16 protein-coding genes, 4 tRNA genes, 3 rRNA genes and 1 pseudogene are annotated in these 20,640 nt (G+C 53.6%); 14 read left to right on the top strand and 10 right to left on the bottom strand.

Annotated elements, in window-relative coordinates; translation table 11 throughout:
* Positions 1-23: 23 nt before the first annotated feature.
* From tsaA to metN, 5 genes are all read right to left on the bottom strand, one after another.
* The gene (gene tsaA / locus AAHB66_RS04195) at positions 24-731 is read right to left on the bottom strand and encodes a tRNA (N6-threonylcarbamoyladenosine(37)-N6)-methyltransferase TrmO (protein ID WP_347115304.1); all 708 of its coding nucleotides are present in this window, start codon (positions 729-731) and stop codon (positions 24-26) included.
* Positions 728-1,132 (bottom strand): Rcs stress response system protein RcsF, encoded by a 405-nt coding sequence (rcsF, locus tag AAHB66_RS04200; RefSeq protein ID WP_333855549.1) that lies wholly within the window; start codon positions 1,130-1,132, stop codon positions 728-730. Before rcsF ends, tsaA begins: the two co-directional genes overlap by 4 nt.
* A 107-nt stretch (positions 1,133-1,239) precedes the next feature.
* Positions 1,240-2,055 (bottom strand): methionine ABC transporter substrate-binding lipoprotein MetQ, encoded by an 816-nt coding sequence (gene metQ / locus AAHB66_RS04205; RefSeq protein ID WP_347115305.1) that lies wholly within the window; start codon positions 2,053-2,055, stop codon positions 1,240-1,242.
* Between the two features lie 39 nt (positions 2,056-2,094).
* Positions 2,095-2,748 (bottom strand): methionine ABC transporter permease MetI, encoded by a 654-nt coding sequence (locus AAHB66_RS04210; RefSeq protein ID WP_032616645.1) that lies wholly within the window; start codon positions 2,746-2,748, stop codon positions 2,095-2,097.
* Positions 2,741-3,772: a methionine ABC transporter ATP-binding protein MetN gene (metN, locus tag AAHB66_RS04215; protein ID WP_347115306.1), complete on the bottom strand. Its 1,032-nt coding sequence runs from the start codon at positions 3,770-3,772 to the stop codon at positions 2,741-2,743. Before metN ends, AAHB66_RS04210 begins: the two co-directional genes overlap by 8 nt.
* A gap of 187 nt (positions 3,773-3,959) precedes the next feature.
* On the opposite strand from metN, the gene gmhB reads away from it, so the two are divergent.
* The 8 genes from gmhB to dkgB all read left to right on the top strand — a co-directional run bounded on the left by gmhB (position 3,960) and on the right by dkgB (position 11,111).
* Positions 3,960-4,526 carry a D-glycero-beta-D-manno-heptose 1,7-bisphosphate 7-phosphatase gene (gene gmhB, locus AAHB66_RS04220; protein ID WP_347115307.1) on the top strand — a complete coding sequence of 189 codons (567 nt, stop codon included), beginning with the start codon at positions 3,960-3,962 and terminating at the stop codon, positions 4,524-4,526.
* Positions 4,527-4,895: 369 nt separating this feature from the next.
* Positions 4,896-6,437, top strand: a 16S ribosomal RNA gene (locus AAHB66_RS04225).
* Positions 6,438-6,508: 71 nt separating this feature from the next.
* A tRNA-Ile gene (locus tag AAHB66_RS04230) sits at positions 6,509-6,585 on the top strand.
* Positions 6,586-6,622: 37 nt separating this feature from the next.
* Positions 6,623-6,698, top strand: a tRNA-Ala gene (locus tag AAHB66_RS04235).
* A gap of 197 nt (positions 6,699-6,895) precedes the next feature.
* Positions 6,896-9,803 (top strand): 23S ribosomal RNA (locus tag AAHB66_RS04240).
* Between the two features lie 93 nt (positions 9,804-9,896).
* A 5S ribosomal RNA gene (gene rrf / locus AAHB66_RS04245) occupies positions 9,897-10,012 on the top strand.
* The 16S, 23S and 5S rRNA genes sit together here with 3 tRNA genes alongside, the layout of an rRNA operon.
* A 55-nt stretch (positions 10,013-10,067) precedes the next feature.
* Positions 10,068-10,144 (top strand) — tRNA-Asp (locus AAHB66_RS04250).
* A 163-nt stretch (positions 10,145-10,307) separates the two neighbouring features.
* Entirely contained in the window at positions 10,308-11,111 is an 804-nt protein-coding gene (gene dkgB, locus AAHB66_RS04255) for a 2,5-didehydrogluconate reductase DkgB (protein ID WP_347115308.1), read from the top strand.
* A 34-nt stretch (positions 11,112-11,145) separates the two neighbouring features.
* Here the strand turns inward: dkgB and yafC are convergent, their stop codons facing one another.
* Entirely contained in the window at positions 11,146-12,048 is a 903-nt protein-coding gene (gene yafC, locus AAHB66_RS04260) for a DNA-binding transcriptional regulator YafC (RefSeq protein WP_347115309.1), read from the bottom strand.
* A 104-nt stretch (positions 12,049-12,152) separates the two neighbouring features.
* Between yafC and AAHB66_RS04265 the strand changes: the two genes are divergently transcribed.
* From AAHB66_RS04265 to AAHB66_RS04275, 3 genes are all read left to right on the top strand, one after another.
* Entirely contained in the window at positions 12,153-13,328 is a 1,176-nt protein-coding gene (locus AAHB66_RS04265; RefSeq protein ID WP_347115310.1) for an MFS transporter, read from the top strand.
* 139 nt (positions 13,329-13,467) lie between these two features.
* The gene (locus AAHB66_RS04270) at positions 13,468-14,268 is read left to right on the top strand and encodes an endonuclease/exonuclease/phosphatase family protein (protein WP_032616661.1); all 801 of its coding nucleotides are present in this window, start codon (positions 13,468-13,470) and stop codon (positions 14,266-14,268) included.
* Positions 14,269-14,346: 78 nt separating this feature from the next.
* On the top strand, positions 14,347-15,117 hold the full coding sequence (locus AAHB66_RS04275) for a methyltransferase domain-containing protein (RefSeq protein ID WP_347115311.1): 771 nt from the start codon (positions 14,347-14,349) through the stop codon (positions 15,115-15,117).
* 54 nt (positions 15,118-15,171) lie between these two features.
* Here the strand turns inward: AAHB66_RS04275 and mltD are convergent, their stop codons facing one another.
* Together mltD and gloB are read right to left on the bottom strand one after the other, a co-directional pair.
* Positions 15,172-16,539 carry a murein transglycosylase D gene (gene mltD / locus AAHB66_RS04280; protein ID WP_347115312.1) on the bottom strand — a complete coding sequence of 456 codons (1,368 nt, stop codon included), beginning with the start codon at positions 16,537-16,539 and terminating at the stop codon, positions 15,172-15,174.
* Positions 16,540-16,610: 71 nt separating this feature from the next.
* The gene (gloB, locus tag AAHB66_RS04285) at positions 16,611-17,366 is read right to left on the bottom strand and encodes a hydroxyacylglutathione hydrolase (protein ID WP_347115313.1); all 756 of its coding nucleotides are present in this window, start codon (positions 17,364-17,366) and stop codon (positions 16,611-16,613) included.
* Positions 17,367-17,398: 32 nt separating this feature from the next.
* Between gloB and AAHB66_RS04290 the strand changes: the two genes are divergently transcribed.
* Positions 17,399-18,115, top strand: coding sequence for a class I SAM-dependent methyltransferase (locus AAHB66_RS04290; protein WP_347115314.1), 717 nt, complete (start codon positions 17,399-17,401; stop codon positions 18,113-18,115).
* On the opposite strand, the pseudogene rnhA reads toward AAHB66_RS04290, so the two are convergent.
* Positions 18,116-18,584, bottom strand: a pseudogene (gene rnhA / locus AAHB66_RS04295) (ribonuclease HI).
* Between the two features lie 145 nt (positions 18,585-18,729).
* On the opposite strand from rnhA, the gene dnaQ reads away from it, so the two are divergent.
* Positions 18,730-19,473 carry a DNA polymerase III subunit epsilon gene (gene dnaQ, locus AAHB66_RS04300; protein ID WP_347115315.1) on the top strand — a complete coding sequence of 248 codons (744 nt, stop codon included), beginning with the start codon at positions 18,730-18,732 and terminating at the stop codon, positions 19,471-19,473.
* 130 nt (positions 19,474-19,603) lie between these two features.
* A tRNA-Asp gene (locus tag AAHB66_RS04305) sits at positions 19,604-19,680 on the top strand.
* 100 nt (positions 19,681-19,780) lie between these two features.
* Here the strand turns inward: AAHB66_RS04305 and AAHB66_RS04310 are convergent.
* Entirely contained in the window at positions 19,781-20,551 is a 771-nt protein-coding gene (locus AAHB66_RS04310; protein ID WP_142488328.1) for an amidohydrolase, read from the bottom strand.
* Positions 20,552-20,640 lie beyond the last annotated feature (89 nt).

Genomic DNA, 20,640 nt, shown 5'->3' on the forward strand with positions numbered 1-20,640 from the left:
TGCCAAAAGAGAAGAGAATAAAATTACTGCGGCTCGAGGGCAAACACTTCGAAGCCCACCGCCGTGACGCGCCAGCGAACGTTAAAATCCAGCAGCAGAACGGCGTAGGTTTTCCCGGTCTCTTCCTCTTTTCGGTAGGCCGGACGGGGATCCTGCGCCAGCACCTCAACGATAAAATCACGCAGGCGAGGGTAGCGCTTTTCCAGCTCAACTAACCGGGGAGCCAGCTCGTCGGTAAAGTAAACGGGCATATCCGCCTGCGGGGCCTGCTGGGCATAGCTGGCACGCGCATCCGGCACCGCTTCGGCAAAGGGCAGATAGGGTTTGATATCCACCACCGGCGTACCGTCGACCAGATCCAGACTGCCAAGCTCAAGGATCACCTGATCCTTCTGACAGCGAATGCCTTTCAGCTCCACGAGCGACATCCCGACAGGGTTCGGGCGGAAGGTCGAGCGCGTGGCAAATACCCCCATCCTGGCATTACCGCCGAGACGAGGCGGGCGCACGGTGGGTCGCCAGCCGCCTGCCATGGTCTGATGAAAGATAAACAACACCCACAGGTGGCTAAACGCTTCCAGTCCGCGCACGGCATCGGCCTGATTATACGGGGCAAGCAAGTGAAGTTCGCCGCCACCGCTTTTTACCAGCCCGGGCTGGCGGGGTACGGCAAACTTCTCTTTATAGGGCGAGCGGATAACGCCTATCTGCTCGAACTGGAATGCACTCATTTCGCCGAGACGTTAAGGGCAGAACCCACGCAAACGGCCTGACGGTAACAGCCTGGCGTGCCGCTGGTGACTTCGCAGCTGTGCAGCAGAACCGCATTGGCCTTCATTTTAGAGGCATTAACCTGCATGCGTTTGCGCGCAGTCGGGATATTCGGAGGAGAGTCCTGATTGGTGGCCTGGCAGGAATCGCCGGAGACCTCACCCAGATCGCGGAACGGTTTACCCACTAAGGCTTCAGCGCTGGTATAGATTTTGACGGGCGCAGGGCGGGGCGCTTTTGGCTTTTCAGGCTCCACTTTAGGCGGGGTTGCTGTGCTTTTAACAGGTTCAACAGGAGATCTGCTTAGCATAGAACAGCCGCTCAGCATCAGTGCTAAAAGACAGATCGGTAAAGCACGCATAATATTTCCTCTATGAATAATCAAATCGTCAGATATTGAATCAGTTGCCTGCATAAATGACAAGACGGGCTTTCGCCCGTCCTGAATGATATTACACAGAGGTCAGATTACCAGCCTTTAACTGCTCCGCCGTTAAAGACTTTGTTCGCTTCCTGGTAAACTTCGTCAGACTGGTAAGCCTGGACGAATTTCTTCACGTTCTCTGCGTCTTTATTATCTTCGCGGGTCACGATCAGGTTAACGTATGGAGACTCTTTGTCTTCAACGAAGATGCCGTCTTTCGCTGGGGTCAGGTTGATCTGGCTGGCGTAAGTGGTGTTGATAACCGCCAGGGCGATCTGCGCATCATCCAGAGAACGTGGCAGCTGTGGTGCTTCCAGCTCAACAATTTTCAGGTTTTTTGGGTTCTCGGTAACGTCCAGAACGGTCGGCAGCAGGCCAACACCGTCTTTCAGTTTGATCAGGCCCACTTTCTGCAGCAGCAGCAGGGAACGGCCGAGATTAGTTGGGTCGTTCGGTACTGCAACCTGAGAACCGTCCTGCAGCTCTTCTAAAGATTTGATCTTTTTAGAGTAGCCTGCGATTGGGTATACGAAGGTATTGCCTGCTGCAACCAGCTTGTAGCCGCGATCCTTGATCTGCTGATCCAGGTACGGTTTGTGCTGGAAGGCGTTAGCATCGATATCGCCTTTGCTCAGCGCTTCGTTCGGCAGAACGTAATCGTTGAAGGTCACCAGCTCGACATCGAGGCCATACTTCTCTTTCGCCACTTTGGCTGCCGTCTCGGCAACCTGCTGTTCCGCACCGACGATAACGCCCACTTTGATGTGGTTTGGATCTTTTTCATCCTGACCGCAGCCTACCAGTGCCAGAGAGCCGATCAGCGCGCCTACCGCAGCAAAGGTCTTCAATTTAAACGCCATGTTCTTATCCTTAACTCGTCGAGTTTGTGTTGTGTAACGTTATTTGTGCGTAACAGCCCGGACGATGCGATCGCCAGAGAATTGAATGAGATAAACCAGCACAACCAGCAGAACCAGTACGGTATTCATGACGGTGGCATTGTAACCAATGTAGCCGTACTGATAACCGATCTGACCCAGACCGCCTGCACCGACAGCACCGCCCATCGCAGAGTAACCTACCAGGGTAATCAGCGTGATGGTTGCCGCATTGACCAGACCCGGCAGGGCTTCTGGCAGTAAGATTTTACGAACGATCTGCATCGGCGTCGCACCCATGGCGCGTGAGGCTTCAATCAGACCCGACGGGATCTCTAACAGCGCGTTCTCAACCATACGGGCAATAAAAGGCGCTGCACCTACGGTAAGAGGAACTATCGCCGCCTGCAGGCCGATGGAGGTTCCCACAATAACGCGGGTGAATGGAATCATCCACACCAACAGGATAATGAAGGGGATCGAACGGAAGATATTCACCAGCGCAGAGAGCGTGCGATACAGCTTTGCGTTCTCAATAATTTGACCCGGGCGGGTGACGTACAGCAGCACGCCCACCGGCAGGCCAATGACAAAACCGAAAAAGCCGGATACGAAGGTCATCGCCAGCGTTTCCCATACGCCGCGCGCCAGTAACCACATCATGGCCTCAGACATAACCCAGTACCTCTACTTTTACATGATGCTCTTGCAGCCAGGCGATAGCCGCCTGGGTATCCTGTTGCGTGCCGTGCATTTCGGTCAGCATGATGCCGAACTTCACGCCACCGGCGTAATCCATCTGCGCGCTAATAATATTGTTGTTCACGTTGAAACGACGGGCGGTTTCAGACAGCAGCGGGGCATCCACTGACTTGCCGGTAAACTCCATTCGCAGCATCGGAACGCTGTTGGCTTCTGGTTGCGCTTTTAAACGTGCCAGATAGTCTTCCGGAATATCCAGATGCAGGGTGGCCTGAATAAACTGCTGCGCCAGCGGGGTTTTCGGGTGCGAGAACACTTCGCTCACGGTGTCTTGTTCAATCAGTTCACCCTGACTGATCACCGCCACGCAGTCGCAGATGCGTTTAACCACGTCCATTTCATGCGTAATAAGGAGGATGGTCAGTCCCAGCCGACGGTTAATGTCTTTTAACAGTTCCAGAATCGAGCGGGTAGTTGCAGGATCCAGGGCGCTGGTGGCTTCGTCACAGAGCAGTACTTTTGGGTTGCTTGCCAGCGCACGCGCAATGGCGACGCGCTGTTTTTGCCCGCCGGATAAGTTCGCCGGGTAGATATCATGCTTATCGCTCAGGCCGACCAGATCCAGCAGCTCGGTGACGCGACGTTTGATTTCGTCTTTAGGCGTGTTGTCCAGCTCCAGCGGCAGGGCGACGTTGCCAAACACGGTGCGCGAGGAGAGCAGGTTGAAGTGCTGGAAGATCATGCCAATCTGGCGACGCGCTTTGGTTAAATCTGATTCAGAAAGGGTTGTCAGCTCCTGGCCATCAACCTGAACCTGACCTTCGGTCGGGCGCTCGAGCAAGTTAACGCAACGGATGAGCGTACTTTTACCTGCACCTGAGGCGCCAATGACGCCATAAATTTGTCCAGCCGGAACATGCAGGCTAACGTTGTTCAACGCCTGAATGGTACGGTTCCCTTGCTGGAACACTTTGGTGATATTCGAAAGTTTAATCATTAGATTATTTTTATCGTATGTAAGTTAGCCGTGGCATTTTCTGCTGCCTTGTACGGGCGATGACCGTCAACAAAACGGATGTTAAGGCATCCAGACGTCTAAATCAATCCAACTCTGCGCGATGAGCACTTTATTGCGCGGTGATTCATGAGATACTAGCCGGACATCCCTTTTCAGGAGCAAACCGGTGGCAAAATCAGTACCCGCAATTTTTCTCGATCGTGATGGCACGATTAATGTCGATCATGGCTACGTTCATGAGATAGACGAATTCGAATTCATCGATGGCGTTATAGATGCCATGCGTGAATTAAAAGAGATGGGTTTTGCGCTGGTGGTGGTGACCAACCAGTCAGGTATCGCGCGCGGTAAATTCACTGAAGCACAGTTTGAGACCTTAACCGAATGGATGGACTGGTCGCTGGCCGATCGTGGCGTTGACCTGGACGGTATCTATTATTGTCCTCATCACCCGCAGGGAACCGTAGAAGAGTATCGTCAGACCTGTGATTGCCGTAAACCGCATCCGGGCATGTTCATTTCGGCACAAGAGTTCCTTCATATAGATATGAGCGCTTCATATATGGTGGGCGACAAACTGGAAGATATGCAGGCAGCTGCCGCGGCAGGTGTAGGGCATAAAATTCTGGTGCGTACCGGTAAGCCCGTCACCCCAGAAGCAGAAAATGCAGCGGATTGGGTGATTAATAGCCTGGCGGCGCTGCCGGAAACCATCAAAAAGCAGCAAAAATAGGCGTTCTGGCGAAAAGGTGAGCGGTTGAAATAAAATTGTCGTTTTCCGCTTGTCACTGTCAGATAACTCCCTATAATGCGCCTCCATCGACACGGCAGATGTGAATCACTTCACACAAACAGCCGGGCTGGTTGAAGAGAAAAGCGTGAAATAATCGCTTGACTCTGAAAGAGGAAAGCGTAATATACGCCACCTCGCAACGGTGAGCGAAAGCCGCGTTGCACTGCTCTTTAACAATTTATCAGACAATCTGTGTGGGCACTCAAAGTGACATGGATTCTTAATGTCTTCGGACAATAAATGAATACCAAAGTCTCTGAGTGAACATACGTAATTCATTACGAAGTTTAATTCACGAGCATCAAACTTAAATTGAAGAGTTTGATCATGGCTCAGATTGAACGCTGGCGGCAGGCCTAACACATGCAAGTCGAACGGTAGCACAGAAGAGCTTGCTCTTCGGGTGACGAGTGGCGGACGGGTGAGTAATGTCTGGGAAACTGCCTGATGGAGGGGGATAACTACTGGAAACGGTAGCTAATACCGCATAACGTCGCAAGACCAAAGAGGGGGACCTTCGGGCCTCTTGCCATCAGATGTGCCCAGATGGGATTAGCTAGTAGGTGGGGTAACGGCTCACCTAGGCGACGATCCCTAGCTGGTCTGAGAGGATGACCAGCCACACTGGAACTGAGACACGGTCCAGACTCCTACGGGAGGCAGCAGTGGGGAATATTGCACAATGGGCGCAAGCCTGATGCAGCCATGCCGCGTGTATGAAGAAGGCCTTCGGGTTGTAAAGTACTTTCAGCGGGGAGGAAGGCGATAAGGTTAATAACCTTGTCGATTGACGTTACCCGCAGAAGAAGCACCGGCTAACTCCGTGCCAGCAGCCGCGGTAATACGGAGGGTGCAAGCGTTAATCGGAATTACTGGGCGTAAAGCGCACGCAGGCGGTCTGTCAAGTCGGATGTGAAATCCCCGGGCTCAACCTGGGAACTGCATTCGAAACTGGCAGGCTAGAGTCTTGTAGAGGGGGGTAGAATTCCAGGTGTAGCGGTGAAATGCGTAGAGATCTGGAGGAATACCGGTGGCGAAGGCGGCCCCCTGGACAAAGACTGACGCTCAGGTGCGAAAGCGTGGGGAGCAAACAGGATTAGATACCCTGGTAGTCCACGCCGTAAACGATGTCGACTTGGAGGTTGTTCCCTTGAGGAGTGGCTTCCGGAGCTAACGCGTTAAGTCGACCGCCTGGGGAGTACGGCCGCAAGGTTAAAACTCAAATGAATTGACGGGGGCCCGCACAAGCGGTGGAGCATGTGGTTTAATTCGATGCAACGCGAAGAACCTTACCTACTCTTGACATCCAGAGAACTTAGCAGAGATGCTTTGGTGCCTTCGGGAACTCTGAGACAGGTGCTGCATGGCTGTCGTCAGCTCGTGTTGTGAAATGTTGGGTTAAGTCCCGCAACGAGCGCAACCCTTATCCTTTGTTGCCAGCGGTTAGGCCGGGAACTCAAAGGAGACTGCCAGTGATAAACTGGAGGAAGGTGGGGATGACGTCAAGTCATCATGGCCCTTACGAGTAGGGCTACACACGTGCTACAATGGCGCATACAAAGAGAAGCGACCTCGCGAGAGCAAGCGGACCTCATAAAGTGCGTCGTAGTCCGGATTGGAGTCTGCAACTCGACTCCATGAAGTCGGAATCGCTAGTAATCGTAGATCAGAATGCTACGGTGAATACGTTCCCGGGCCTTGTACACACCGCCCGTCACACCATGGGAGTGGGTTGCAAAAGAAGTAGGTAGCTTAACCTTCGGGAGGGCGCTTACCACTTTGTGATTCATGACTGGGGTGAAGTCGTAACAAGGTAACCGTAGGGGAACCTGCGGTTGGATCACCTCCTTACCTTAAAGAACCTGCCTTTGCAGTGCTCACACAGATTGTCTGATGAAAAGTAAGCAGTAAAAAATCTCTGCAGGCTTGTAGCTCAGGTGGTTAGAGCGCACCCCTGATAAGGGTGAGGTCGGTGGTTCAAGTCCACTCAGGCCTACCAAATTTGCCCCGCAAATTTGAAGAGATATAACTACGATGGGGCTATAGCTCAGCTGGGAGAGCGCCTGCCTTGCACGCAGGAGGTCTGCGGTTCGATCCCGCATAGCTCCACCATCCTTTACTGCAACAACAAGAAAACTTCAGAGTGTACCTGAGAAGGTGCGCTGCGAAGTTTTGCTCTTTAAAAATCTGGATCAAGCTGAAAATTGAAACGACACGCCGTGTCTGCTCTCCGTAATAAGAGCAGATAAGCGGTGTGTTGGAGTCTCTCAAATTTTCGCAATCAGAAGTGAAACATCTTCGGGTTGTGAGGTTAAGCGACCAAGCGTACACGGTGGATGCCTAGGCAGTCAGAGGCGATGAAGGACGTGCTAATCTGCGATAAGCGTCGGTAAGGTGATATGAACCGTTATAACCGACGATTTCCGAATGGGGAAACCCAGTGCAATCCGTTGCACTATCGTTAAGTGAATACATAGCTTAACGAAGCGAACCAGGGGAACTGAAACATCTAAGTACCCTGAGGAAAAGAAATCAACCGAGATTCCCCCCAGTAGCGGCGAGCGAACGGGGAACAGCCCAGAGTCTGAATCAGCATGTGTGTCAGTGGAAGCGTCTGGAAAGTCGCAGGGTACAGGGTGATACTCCCGTACACGAAGATACACCTGCTGTGAACTCGAAGAGTAGGGCGGGACACGTGGTATCCTGTCTGAATATGGGGGGACCATCCTCCAAGGCTAAATACTCCTGACTGACCGATAGTGAACCAGTACCGTGAGGGAAAGGCGAAAAGAACCCCGGCGAGGGGAGTGAAAAAGAACCTGAAACCGTGTACGTACAAGCAGTGGGAGCACCTTCGTGGTGTGACTGCGTACCTTTTGTATAATGGGTCAGCGACTTATATTCTGTAGCAAGGTTAACCGTATAGGGGAGCCGAAGGGAAACCGAGTCTTAACTGGGCGTTAAGTTGCAGGGTATAGACCCGAAACCCGGTGATCTAGCCATGGGCAGGTTGAAGGTTGGGTAACACTAACTGGAGGACCGAACCGACTAATGTTGAAAAATTAGCGGATGACTTGTGGCTGGGGGTGAAAGGCCAATCAAACCGGGAGATAGCTGGTTCTCCCCGAAAGCTATTTAGGTAGCGCCTCGTGAATTCATCTCCGGGGGTAGAGCACTGTTTCGGCTAGGGGGCCATCCCGGCTTACCAACCCGATGCAAACTGCGAATACCGGAGAATGTTATCACGGGAGACACACGGCGGGTGCTAACGTCCGTCGTGAAGAGGGAAACAACCCAGACCGCCAGCTAAGGTCCCAAAGTCATGGTTAAGTGGGAAACGATGTGGGAAGGCACAGACAGCCAGGATGTTGGCTTAGAAGCAGCCATCATTTAAAGAAAGCGTAATAGCTCACTGGTCGAGTCGGCCTGCGCGGAAGATGTAACGGGGCTAAACCATGCACCGAAGCTGCGGCAGCGACACTATGTGTTGTTGGGTAGGGGAGCGTTCTGTAAGCCGTCGAAGGTGGACTGTGAGGTCTGCTGGAGGTATCAGAAGTGCGAATGCTGACATAAGTAACGATAAAGCGGGTGAAAAGCCCGCTCGCCGGAAGACCAAGGGTTCCTGTCCAACGTTAATCGGGGCAGGGTGAGTCGACCCCTAAGGCGAGGCCGAAAGGCGTAGTCGATGGGAAACAGGTTAATATTCCTGTACTCGGTGTTACTGCGAAGGGGGGACGGAGAAGGCTATGTTGGCCGGGCGACGGTTGTCCCGGTTTAAGCATGTAGGCGGAGGTTCCAGGTAAATCCGGTACCTTTTCAACGCTGAGGTGTGATGACGAGGCACTACGGTGCTGAAGTAACAAATGCCCTGCTTCCAGGAAAAGCCTCTAAGCATCAGGTAACATCAAATCGTACCCCAAACCGACACAGGTGGTCAGGTAGAGAATACCAAGGCGCTTGAGAGAACTCGGGTGAAGGAACTAGGCAAAATGGTGCCGTAACTTCGGGAGAAGGCACGCTGATATGTAGGTGAAGCCCCTGCGGGTGGAGCTGAAATCAGTCGAAGATACCAGCTGGCTGCAACTGTTTATTAAAAACACAGCACTGTGCAAACACGAAAGTGGACGTATACGGTGTGACGCCTGCCCGGTGCCGGAAGGTTAATTGATGGGGTTAGCGGCAACGCGAAGCTCTTGATCGAAGCCCCGGTAAACGGCGGCCGTAACTATAACGGTCCTAAGGTAGCGAAATTCCTTGTCGGGTAAGTTCCGACCTGCACGAATGGCGTAATGATGGCCAGGCTGTCTCCACCCGAGACTCAGTGAAATTGAAATCGCTGTGAAGATGCAGTGTACCCGCGGCAAGACGGAAAGACCCCGTGAACCTTTACTATAGCTTGACACTGAACACTGGTCCTTGATGTGTAGGATAGGTGGGAGGCTTTGAAGCGTGGACGCCAGTCTGCGTGGAGCCAACCTTGAAATACCACCCTTTAATGGCTGGTGTTCTAACGTGGACCCGTTACCCGGGTTGCGGACAGTGTCTGGTGGGTAGTTTGACTGGGGCGGTCTCCTCCTAAAGAGTAACGGAGGAGCACGAAGGTTAGCTAATCCTGGTCGGACATCAGGAGGTTAGTGCAATGGCATAAGCTAGCTTGACTGCGAGAGTGACGGCTCGAGCAGGTGCGAAAGCAGGTCATAGTGATCCGGTGGTTCTGTATGGAAGGGCCATCGCTCAACGGATAAAAGGTACTCCGGGGATAACAGGCTGATACCGCCCAAGAGTTCATATCGACGGCGGTGTTTGGCACCTCGATGTCGGCTCATCACATCCTGGGGCTGAAGTAGGTCCCAAGGGTACGGCTGTTCGCCGTTTAAAGTGGTACGCGAGCTGGGTTTAGAACGTCGTGAGACAGTTCGGTCCCTATCTGCCGTGGGCGCTGGAGAATTGAGGGGGGGCTGCTCCTAGTACGAGAGGACCGGAGTGGACGCATCACTGGTGTTCGGGTTGTCATGCCAATGGCACTGCCCGGTAGCTAAATGCGGAAGAGATAAGTGCTGAAAGCATCTAAGCACGAAACTTGCCCCGAGATGAGTTCTCCCTGAGCCTTTAAGGCTCCTGAAGGAACGTTGAAGACGACGACGTTGATAGGTCGGGTGTGTAAGCGCAGCGATGCGTTGAGCTAACCGATACTAATGAACCGTGAGGCTTAACCTTACAACGCCGAAGCTGTTTCGGCGGATTTGAGACGATTTTCAGCTGAACCAGATTAATCACTGCGCCCGAGGGCGGGGTGAACAACAGAATTTGCCTGGCGGCTGTAGCGCGGTGGTCCCACCTGACCCCATGCCGAACTCAGAAGTGAAACGCCGTAGCGCCGATGGTAGTGTGGGGTCTCCCCATGCGAGAGTAGGGAACTGCCAGGCATCAAATTACGTAGTGAACCGGGGCATTAAACCGGTGGTTACAGAAATATTCGGTGGAGCGGTAGTTCAGTCGGTTAGAATACCTGCCTGTCACGCAGGGGGTCGCGGGTTCGAGTCCCGTCCGTTCCGCCACCTATTGAAAGCCCTGAGCTAACGCTCAGGGCTTTTTTCTTGTCTGCCGTCTGATTATTGCTTTAAACGCAAAAATCCTCTGCTTAATACGCTCTTTTTTCACACATCCCCCGCGGTGATAATCCTCTTTATTAACAAACATGATGAAGAAAAGAGGAATTCAATGACTATCCCTGCATTTGGTCTGGGCACTTTCCGCCTGAAAGACGACGTTGTGATCGCATCCGTTAAAACTGCCCTTGAACTTGGCTATCGCACGGTTGATACCGCGCAGATCTACGATAACGAAGCTGCGGTCGGCCAGGCAATTGAAGAGAGCGGCGTACCGCGCGACGCGCTTTTTATTACCACCAAGATCTGGATTGAGAACCTCAGCAAAGAGAAGTTAATCCCAAGCCTGAAAGAGAGCCTGAAAAAGCTGCGCACCGATTATGTCGATTTGACTCTGATCCACTGGCCATCACCAAACGATGCGGTGTCAGTTGAAGAGTTTATGCAGGCGTTGCTGGAAGCCAAAGCCCAGGGGCTGACGCGCGAAATTGGTATTTCTAACTTCACTATCCCATTGATGGAAAAAGCGATTGCGGCCGTTGGCGCAGAAAATATCGCGACTAACCAGATCGAACTTTCTCCGTACCTGCAAAACCGTCAGGTGGTTGAATGGGCGCAGCAGCACGGCATCCATATCACCTCTTATATGACGCTGGCTTACGGTAAAGCGCTGAAAGACGAAACCATTCTGCGTATTGCTGCCAAACATAATGCTACCGCCGCGCAGGTTATCCTGGCGTGGGCAATGGGAGAGGGGTATGCAGTGATCCCTTCTTCCACCAAACGTGAAAATCTGGCAAGCAACCTGCTGGCACAGGATCTGACCCTGGATCAGGACGATAAAAAAGCGATCGCCGCACTGGATTGCAACGATCGCCTGGTAAGCCCGGAAGGCCTTGCGCCGAAGTGGGATTAATTTAACCCTCCCTCTGTACCCTCACTAAACCCTCTTACAGCTCCTTCGGGAGCTGTTTTACATGCTCGCTCAGAAAGTCGATAAATGCCCTGATCCGGGTGCTCACCGCTCTGTCGCTGTAGTAGACCGCGCTGAAGGGCATTTCTACAGGCAGGCGCTTATCTGCCAACAGCTCGACTAACTCACCCCGCGCAATCTCTTTATCAATCATATAATCTGAAAGACAAGCAATCCCGTTCCCTTCAAGGCATAACTGTTTGAGCGTCTCGCCGCTGTTGGACGATAAACCGCTGACCACTTCATGAAGCTGGCCATCATGGCAGGCGAGGGGCCAGGTGTTAAGGCATACCGGCTCCGTAAAGCCCAGGCACAGATGCTGCTTTAGCTCCTCAATCGTCTCAGGCTTGCCGTAACGGGCGATATAGGCTGGAGAGGCGATGATTTTGCGATAGCTGGTGAACAGCGGGCGTGCCCGCAGGCTGGAGTCGGTCAGCGTTCCGGCGCGGATCGCGACATCCACCTTGCGCTCAATCAGGTTGATAAAGGTTTCTGACGAGACCAGAGACAGGGTCATTTCCGGATAACGTTCGCGGAAAGGTTTGATTAAAGGCATCAGGAAATGCAGCACCACGGGCGTGGCGGCATCAATACGCAACAGGCCGCGTGGCGTGCTGCGCGTCTCCATAATCTCGGTTTCTGCCGCCGCCATTTCCTGCAGGATAGACTGCACGCGCCGGAAATAACGTTCGCCTTCTTCTGTCAGGCTGAGCTGCCGTGTGGTCCGGTTCAGCAGGCTGACCCCCAGCTTCATCTCCAGCTTTTTGACCGACCGGCTGACGGCAGAATTGGCCTGGCCCAACTGTTCGGCGGCGCGGCTAAAGCTGCCGCTCTCAACGACGGCGACAAAGATCGCCAGTTCCTCAGAGGTTGCTTTCATTGTTGCTTAATCCGCAAAATTGTATTGATACTTTGAGCATTTTTGTTATTTAAACACTGGCGCATACTCCGTGTCATCTTAATCCTGATGAGACGGAGTTTTTTATGCCTCTGGCGCTACTTGCCCTGACGATCAGTGCCTTCGCAATCGGCACAACCGAATTTGTTATTGTAGGACTGGTTCCTACGATTGCTGACCAACTTGCCATCTCCCTGCCTTCTGCGGGTCTGCTGGTCTCCATCTATGCCCTCGGCGTGGCGATCGGTGCGCCGGTGCTGACGGCCCTTACAGGCCGGCTGCCGCGTAAGCAGCTGCTGATGGCGCTAATGGTGCTATTCACCGCAGGCAATCTTCTTGCCTGGCAGGCGCCTGATTACATGACCCTGGTGATTGCCCGTCTGCTGACCGGCCTTGCCCATGGGGTCTTCTTCTCTATCGGCTCGACCATTGCGACCAGTCTGGTGCCTAAAGAGAAAGCCGCCTCCGCTATCGCCATCATGTTTGGCGGATTAACCGTGGCGCTGGTGACCGGTGTTCCGCTGGGTACCTTTATCGGCCAGCACTTTGGCTGGCGGGAAACTTTCCTTGCAGTCTCACTGCTTGGGGTAATTGCCTTGATCAGCAGCCTGGTGCTGATCCCGTCCAACATTCCCGGGCGTGCGGCAGCGACGCTGCGCGATCAGCTGAAGGTGCTGACCCATCCCCGTCTGCTGATGATCTATGCCATTACCGCGCTGGGTTATGGCGGCGTGTTTACCGCATTCACCTTCCTCGCGCCAATGATGCAGGATCTGGCCGGGTTCTCACCGAGTGCGGTCAGCTGGATCCTGCTGGGCTATGGCGTTTCGGTAGCGATCGGCAACATCTGGGGCGGCAAGCTGGCCGATAAGCATGGCGCCGTTCCGGCACTGAAAATTATCTTTGCCGCACTGGTTGTCCTGCTGCTGGTCTTCCAGTTCACCGCATCGATTCAGTATGCCGCGCTGGCGACGGTACTGGTGATGGGGATCTTCGCCTTCGGCAACGTACCGGGCCTGCAGGTCTACGTGGTGCAGAAAGCCGAGCTGTATACCCCGAACGCCGTGGATGTGGCCTCTGGTTTGAACATCGCTGCGTTCAACGTGGGTATTGCGCTGGGGTCCATTATTGGCGGGCAGACCGTAGAACACTTCGGTCTGGCGCAAACGCCGTGGATTGGGGCGGTTATCGTTCTCGCGGCATTTCTGCTGATTGGCCTTAGCGGCCGCCTGGATAAGCCCGCTCGTGTTGTGCTGGGATAAGTCTGGTGTAAGCACTTGCTAACAAAACGAAACAGCGGTTTATCGGTAATTGCGTTGAAAGTGTGAGCTGAAAACCCTATAACATTAGAACCCGCTCCTGTTTCTGGACGGGTTCTGTCTATAGAGGTCGTTTCACATCGTGCGAAAAAATACCTATGCCATGCGTTATGTTGCCGGACAACCTGCGGAGAGGATCTTACCTCCGGGGTCGTTTGCGAGCATTGGCCAGGCGTTGCCCGCCGGCGCACCTTTAAGCAGTGATGAGAAAATCCGGGTGCTGGTGTGGAATATCTTCAAACAGCAGCGCGCCGAATGGTTATCCGTTCTGCAGAACTTTGGTAAGGATGCGCACCTGGTGCTGTTGCAGGAGGCGCAAACCACTCCTGAGCTGGTCAGGTTTGCGACCACTAACTACCTTGCGGCTGACCAGGTACCGGCATTTGTCCTGCCTCAGCATCCGTCAGGCGTAATGACGCTCTCTGCCGCGCATCCTGTTTATTGCTGCCCACTGCGGGAGCGTGAACCGCTCCTGCGTCTGGCAAAATCTGCCCTGGTGACCGTCTACCCACTGCCGGACACCCGTCTGCTGATGGTGGTAAATATTCACGCGGTCAATTTCAGCCTCGGCGTTGACGTCTACAGCAAACAGTTACTGCCCATCGGCGATCAGATCGCGCATCACAGCGGTCCGGTGGTAATGGCTGGTGATTTCAATGCCTGGAGCCGCCCGCGGATGAATGCGCTTTACCGCTTTGCGCGTGAGATGTCGCTGCGCGAAGTCCGTTTTACCGATGACCAGCGTCGCAAGGCGTTTGGGCGTCCCCTCGATTTTGTCTTCTATCGTGGTCTGAACGTGCATGAAGCCTCAGTGCTGGTGACGCGCGCATCCGATCACAATCCGCTACTCGTCGAATTCAGTCCCGGCAAGCCTGAGAGATAGAGGTGTGTCAGGTCTGCCGTGGGGCAGGCCTGCGCGGGTGCTGCCCTTTATTTTTCATCAACCGAAGGACAGCAAAAAATGACAACACAGTCCCATCATGACAACGTAGAAAAACAGTTTGGCTCCCAGGCGAAGGCCTATCTCACCAGCGCGGTTCACGCATCCGGGCGCGATCTGCAGCGTCTGGCTGAACGTCTGGCCGACTTTCCCGATGCCAGCGTGCTGGATTTAGGCTGCGGAGCGGGTCATGCCAGCTTTGTGGCGGCGCAGCAGGTCGCTCATGTTACGGCTTACGACTTATCCAGTCAGATGCTGGAGGTCGTCTCTGCGGCTGCCGGTGAGAAAGGGCTGGGGAATATCGCCACCCGCCAGGGGTATGCCGAATCATTACCCTTCGCCGATAGCTCCTTTGATATCGTCATCAGCCGCTACTCGGCGCATCACTGGCACGATGTCGGCCAGGCATTGCGCGAGGTAAAACGGGTGCTGAAGCCAGGCGGTTTGGTCATCATCATGGATATCATGTCGCCGGGCCATCCTGTGCGTGATATCTGGTTGCAGACGGTTGAAGCCCTGCGCGACACCTCGCATGTGCGCAACTATTCCAGCGGCGAGTGGTTATCGATGTTCACAGAAGCCGGGTTGATTACGCGTGCGTTGCAGACTGACAGGCTGACGCTGGAATTCTCCTCGTGGATTGCCCGTATGCGCACGCCAGAAGCATTAAGCCAGGCGATCAGGCTGTATCAGGAGAGTGCCTCCGCAGAGGTGAAAGCCTACTTTGAACTGCAGGAAGAGGGCTCATTCACCAGCGATACGCTCTTCGCTGAAGCCCGGAAGGCTGGATAAAACAAAAAAGGCACCGGGGGGAATCGGTGCCTTTTTTACATCTGGTCTCTGAAATCAGGAATCCGGGGTGGCGTTGTTTTTCACAAACAACGTTATCCGATCGCCAGGCTGCAGATTGTCGGTATCGCTGTTCCAGCGCATCACATCTTTGATGTTCACGCCGTGACGCTTAGCAATACTGGAGAGCGAATCGCCTTTTTGCACGCGATAGGTAATGCTATCGCTGTTATTGGCGAGACGCTGCGCGCTGTTACCCGCGCCAATCGTCAGGTTCTGACCCACTTTCAGGGTAGAGCCGCGCAGTTTGTTCCACTGCTGCAGATCTTTTGCGCTCACGCCAAGACGTGACGCAATACCTGAAAGCGTATCGCCTGTACGTACCTGATAGCTACGGCTGTTAACCGGTGAATTATCCGCGATCAGCGTAGACTGAACCGCAGCAATTTCACCCGCTGCCAGAGATACCCGTAACTGTTCAGCGTGTTTCTGCGGCACCAGAACGTATTTAGGTCCGCTGTTACCCAACGTAGAGCCCTTCACACCTGCGTTAAAGGCTTTCAGTTTGGTGACCGAGATACCTGCCATATCCGCAACCTGTCGCAGTTCAACAGGGTTGTTGATACGCACTCTCGCCAGCGCACGACTTTCGTCCGAGGTCGGCAGCTTCACGCCGTACTGTTCGCTGTTTTTGAAAATCTCACTCAAAGCCAGCATTTTTGGTACGTATATTTTGGTTTCCCGTGGCAGTGGAAGCGACCAAAAGTCGGTGGGTTTACCCCGTGCTTTATTCGCTTTCATTGCCTTCAGTACACGACCCTCACCGCTATTATACGCCGCGACAGTTAATAACCAGTCACCGTCGAACATCTTGTTCAGACGTTGCATCATGTCGAGTGCTGCAGTCGTCGAAGCGACCACATCACGACGCGCATCGTAGTTGCGGGTCTGTTTCAAACCATAATTTCGCCCTGTGCTCGGTATGATCTGCCAAAGACCTGCGGCCTTGGCGCCAGACGTTGCATGTGGGTCAAAAGCGCTCTCCACTATGGGTAGTAGTACCAGTTCCATAGGCATGTTACGTTTCTTAACTTGCCCTGCTATCCAGTACATATACGGCTCTGCCCGTAAAGTTACATCGTGGAGATAGCTCTTATTGCTTAAATACTTCTGTTTCTGTTCGCGAATCCGGCTGTTTTCCGGAATTCCCATCTTCAGCTCGTCGCCAATAGAGACCCACAAGTCTTGATCCTGTGCGAAAGACGTCCCATCGTCTGCCCATCGCGATTGACTTGTAAACTTCCCTGCTTCCCCTTGACCAGCTGCAGAAAGGCTCTGTGCGTGCTGTTGTACGTTGCCAGTGTTCTGAGACGACTGGCAACCCACAAGCAGGACAGAGGCGAGTAATATCGCTTTTGCCTTCATGTGTGTGTCAATAGTTGCTTAAAAGACGAGCGATGATAACGACGAATATTTAAAAAGGCAACACGCAATTATCAGAAGTTATCTTTCCTGGCCCTTAACCACGCGAAAAACTCTTCTGGTTGTTGCATATTTGTTTCTTCATTAATTTTGTTAATTAAATCAATATCATCTGTTCTGAGAAATAAATTAATTTTACGTTCATTTTTCAGAATTCCGGGGAGTGTTTTTTGGTTTTTTGCACGTAACTCATTAACTTTGCGGTAATAATCCTGAATCGCCACATCCTGCGGCAGAACGTGCATTGCAAACTTCATATTCGCTAAAGTATATTCGTGTGCGCAGCAAATGAGGGTGTCTTCGGGAAGGGCGTTAATTTTCTGGAAGGACTGGTACATCTGGGCTGGCGTGCCTTCAAACAATCTTCCGCAGCCGCCAGAGAACATGGTATCACCACAGAAAAGATAAGGAAAACTGAAGAACGAGATATGTCCTAAAGTGTGACCCGGGGTGGCAATTACGGAAAACTCCGACTCAAGAATGAGGATCTTTTCTCCATCTTCGACTATGCGTGTGGCCCCCTTATCTTGTGTCTCAGCGGGTCCGTAGACCACAAGATGCGGAAATTTTGCACAGATCGCCGCCACGCCGCCCACATGGTCGTGGTGATGATGGGTCAGTAGTATTGCTTCCGGCTGCCACTGGTTTTGCTCAATGGCCTTCAGCACCGGCTCAGCCTCGCCAGGATCGACAATGATGCAGCGAGCTTCATCATTGGTTAAAACCCAGATGTAATTGTCCTGAAAAGCAGGAATACTGATAAGATTCATACATTACCTCTCATAGCGTGGCGGGTGTTTTGATGAAACCGGCAAGGATACCTCAGATTGTCTCAGCACCAGCACATTGGGCGGAATTGCCCTGGGGTGAATACTATCGCGAAGCGCTTGAGCAGCAGCTTAAGCCCTGGTTCGCGAAAATGTATGGTTTTCACCTGCTTAAGATTGGCAATCTGAGCGCGGAAATCAACACTGAAAGTTGTGGGATTTCACATCAGGTCAACGTTTCGCTGGGGGGGGAGCCGGTTCAGGTGAAGGCCAATCCGCTGCATCTGCCGTTTGCGGAAAAGTCCGTGGTTGCCTGCCTGCTGGCGCATTCGCTGCCCTGGTGCGACGATCCGCACCGGTTACTTCGCGAAGCCGACCGGGTACTGATTGACGACGGCTGGCTGGTGATCAGCGGATTTAATCCGATGAGTCTGATGGGCTTGCGCAAGCTGGTGCCGGTGCTGCGCCGTACCCCGCCGTACAATAGCCGGATGTTCACCCTGATGCGCCAGCTGGACTGGCTGTCGCTGCTCAACTTTGAGGTGATGCATCATAGCGGTTTTCAGGTCTTACCCTGGACGCGGCAGGGCGGGAAGATGCTCACCACCCATTTCCCGGCGCTGGGCTGTATGCAGCTGATTGTGGCGCGTAAGCGAACCATCCCCCTGACGCTCAATCCCATGAAGCAAAGCAAGGCGAAAACGCGGCTGCGTGCCGCCGTGGGCGCCACGCGACAATACCGTAAGCCCTGATCAAGCTTCTGGTTTATACCCTACGTCTTCATGCTGCGGATTCATGGCGGCAGCGCGGGCCAGCTCGTCGCAACGTTCGTTCTCGGGGTGTCCCGCGTGGCCTTTCACCCATTCCCACTGGATTTTATGCTGGCTGAGTGCCGCATCCAGGCGCTGCCAGAGATCGACATTCTTAACCGGTTTTTTGTCAGCGGTTTTCCAGCCCCTTTTTTTCCAGTTATGGATCCACTGGGTGATCCCCTGGCGCACATACTGGCTGTCGGTGCTCAGCACAATATCGCAGTGCTCTTTCAGCGCCTCGAGGGCCACAATCGCAGCCATCAACTCCATACGGTTGTTAGTGGTCAGACGATAACCTTCGTTGAAGGTTTTTTCGTGTTCGCGATATCGCAAAATCGCACCGTATCCCCCCCGGGCCCGGGTTGCCGAGGCACGATCCGTCGGTGTAAATCTCTACCTGTTTACGCATCCTGGCAGACATCCTGTAATCAAAACGGTAAGTCTGACATAAATGGTCGCCATCAGCACTGCAAAATAGAGTCGATGCGAATTAGCCTTTGAACGCCTGGTCAGGTTGTTTACAATGTCGCCGTTGAACAGAGCAGGTTTTCAGAATGAGTATTGCAGACACACATAACGCCGACAGGATCATCGTCCTCGATACCGAAACCACGGGTATGAACCAGATCGGTGCTCACTATGAAGGGCACAAGATCATCGAGATCGGTGCGGTAGAGGTGATCAACCGCCGTCTTACCGGCAATAACTTCCACGTCTACCTGAAGCCAGACCGGCTGGTGGACCCGGAAGCCTTTGGCGTTCACGGTATCGCAGATGAATTCTTGCTGGATAAACCCACCTTTGCCGACGTCGCCGATGAATTCATCGACTACATCAAAGGCGGCGAGCTGGTCATTCATAACGCCTCATTTGATATCGGCTTTATGGATTATGAATTCAGCAAGCTCAACCGCGGCCTGCCGAAGACCGACACCTTCTGTAAAGTCACCGACAGTCTGGCGATGGCGAGAAGGATGTTCCCCGGCAAGCGTAACAGCCTCGATGCGTTGTGCTCGCGCTATGAAATAGATAACAGCAAACGAACGCTGCACGGGGCATTACTCGATGCCCAGATCCTGGCCGAAGTCTACCTGATCATGACGGGTGGCCAGACAGCCCTGGCCTTTAATGCCGATAACGATTCGCAGCAGCAGGTCGGGGAGGGCGAAATCCAGCGCATTATTCGTCAGTCCAGCGCCTTACGCGTCATTCTCGCCAGCGATGAAGAGCTGGTGGCTCATGAATCACGTCTCGATCTGGTGCAGAAGAAGGGCGGAAGCTGCCTCTGGCGCGGTTAAACGCGGCGGAAATGCTGGTAAAATAACCGTTTGGATCGTTTTTGCAGCAAACGATTCAAAAGCAGAGAAAAAGCATTGACGGGATCGGAGGCAAACCGTAATATCTGCCTCGTTCCCAAGGGAACACAGCGGAGCGGTAGTTCAGTCGGTTAGAATACCTGCCTGTCACGCAGGGGGTCGCGGGTTCGAGTCCCGTCCGTTCCGCCACTATTCAGAAGGCCTGAATCAGCAATGATTCAGGCCTTTCTCATTTTATCGTGCTGCTGATTTGGCCGGGCAAGCAGCGCTGGTGCCGCCCGGCAGTTGTTTAGTTGATGCTAAACGGATCCGCATCCTGCCAGGCAGGAAACTTCTCCCGATACTCTCTCAGGGCCGTCAACGACAGCTCGGCGTCAATGCGCGTCGCATGGTGCGGCTCTGCGGTGGCGATGATTTCGCCCTGCGGGTTAATCACCCGGCTGTCGCCACGATAGTGATGCCCGTTGCCGTCGGTACCGACCCGGTTGCAGCCCGCAACATAGGCCTGGTTCTCAATCGCCCGTGCGGTCAGCAGCGCCTGCCAGTGCAGCGAGCGTGGAGCTGGCCAGTTAGCGACATACAGCGCCAGGTCATAATCGTTACGGTTACGCGACCACACCGGGAAGCGCAGGTCGTAACAGACTAACGGCAGAATGCGCCAGCCGCGCCACTCGAACACCAGCCGCTCGTTACCCGCTTCATAATGCTGGTGCTCATCCGCCATGCGGAACAGGTGGCGCTTATCGTAGAAGTGCACCTTGCCCTCGGGCTCAACTAGCAGAAAACGGTTAACTGGCCCACGTTCAGTCTGTAGCGCGGCGCTCCCGGCGATTAACGCCTGGGTTTGCTGGGCTCTGGCCTGCATCCAGGCGACCACATCTTCCTGCGGCAGGGACTGTTTTGCCGCTTCCATGGCAAACCCGGTGGTGAACATTTCCGGCAGGATAATGATATCGCGCCCGGCGATCCCCTCCAGCTGACGATCAAAATGGCGCAGGTTGGCGGGGCCATCCATCCACACCAGCGGTTGTTGCAAAAGCGTAATCTTCAAACCAGGCACAGTAAGACTCCTCGAAGAACCACATTTTGACACTGTAGCACGACAATCAGAGAAACGGGTGGCAATAAAAAAACCCCGCACCAGGCGGG

It is taken from the genome of Leclercia sp. S52, assembly GCF_039727615.1.
In the GTDB taxonomy this organism is placed as follows: Bacteria; Pseudomonadota; Gammaproteobacteria; order Enterobacterales; family Enterobacteriaceae; genus Enterobacter; species Enterobacter adecarboxylatus_B.

Bases quoted from the DNA above. Each gene is read 5' to 3' on its own strand.
- tsaA (WP_347115304.1), bottom strand. From the start codon at position 731: ATGAGTGCATTCCAGTTCGAGCAGATAGGCGTTATCCGCTCGCCCTAT.
- rcsF (WP_333855549.1), bottom strand. From the start codon at position 1,132: ATGCGTGCTTTACCGATCTGTCTTTTAGCACTGATGCTGAGCGGCTGT.
- metQ (WP_347115305.1), bottom strand. From the start codon at position 2,055: ATGGCGTTTAAATTGAAGACCTTTGCTGCGGTAGGCGCGCTGATCGGC.
- AAHB66_RS04210 (WP_032616645.1), bottom strand. From the start codon at position 2,748: ATGTCTGAGGCCATGATGTGGTTACTGGCGCGCGGCGTATGGGAAACG.
- metN (WP_347115306.1), bottom strand. From the start codon at position 3,772: ATGATTAAACTTTCGAATATCACCAAAGTGTTCCAGCAAGGGAACCGT.
- dkgB (WP_347115308.1), top strand. From the start codon at position 10,308: ATGACTATCCCTGCATTTGGTCTGGGCACTTTCCGCCTGAAAGACGAC.
- yafC (WP_347115309.1), bottom strand. From the start codon at position 12,048: ATGAAAGCAACCTCTGAGGAACTGGCGATCTTTGTCGCCGTCGTTGAG.
- AAHB66_RS04265 (WP_347115310.1), top strand. From the start codon at position 12,153: ATGCCTCTGGCGCTACTTGCCCTGACGATCAGTGCCTTCGCAATCGGC.
- AAHB66_RS04275 (WP_347115311.1), top strand. From the start codon at position 14,347: ATGACAACACAGTCCCATCATGACAACGTAGAAAAACAGTTTGGCTCC.
- mltD (WP_347115312.1), bottom strand. From the start codon at position 16,539: ATGAAGGCAAAAGCGATATTACTCGCCTCTGTCCTGCTTGTGGGTTGC.
- gloB (WP_347115313.1), bottom strand. From the start codon at position 17,366: ATGAATCTTATCAGTATTCCTGCTTTTCAGGACAATTACATCTGGGTT.
- AAHB66_RS04290 (WP_347115314.1), top strand. From the start codon at position 17,399: ATGAAACCGGCAAGGATACCTCAGATTGTCTCAGCACCAGCACATTGG.
- dnaQ (WP_347115315.1), top strand. From the start codon at position 18,730: ATGAGTATTGCAGACACACATAACGCCGACAGGATCATCGTCCTCGAT.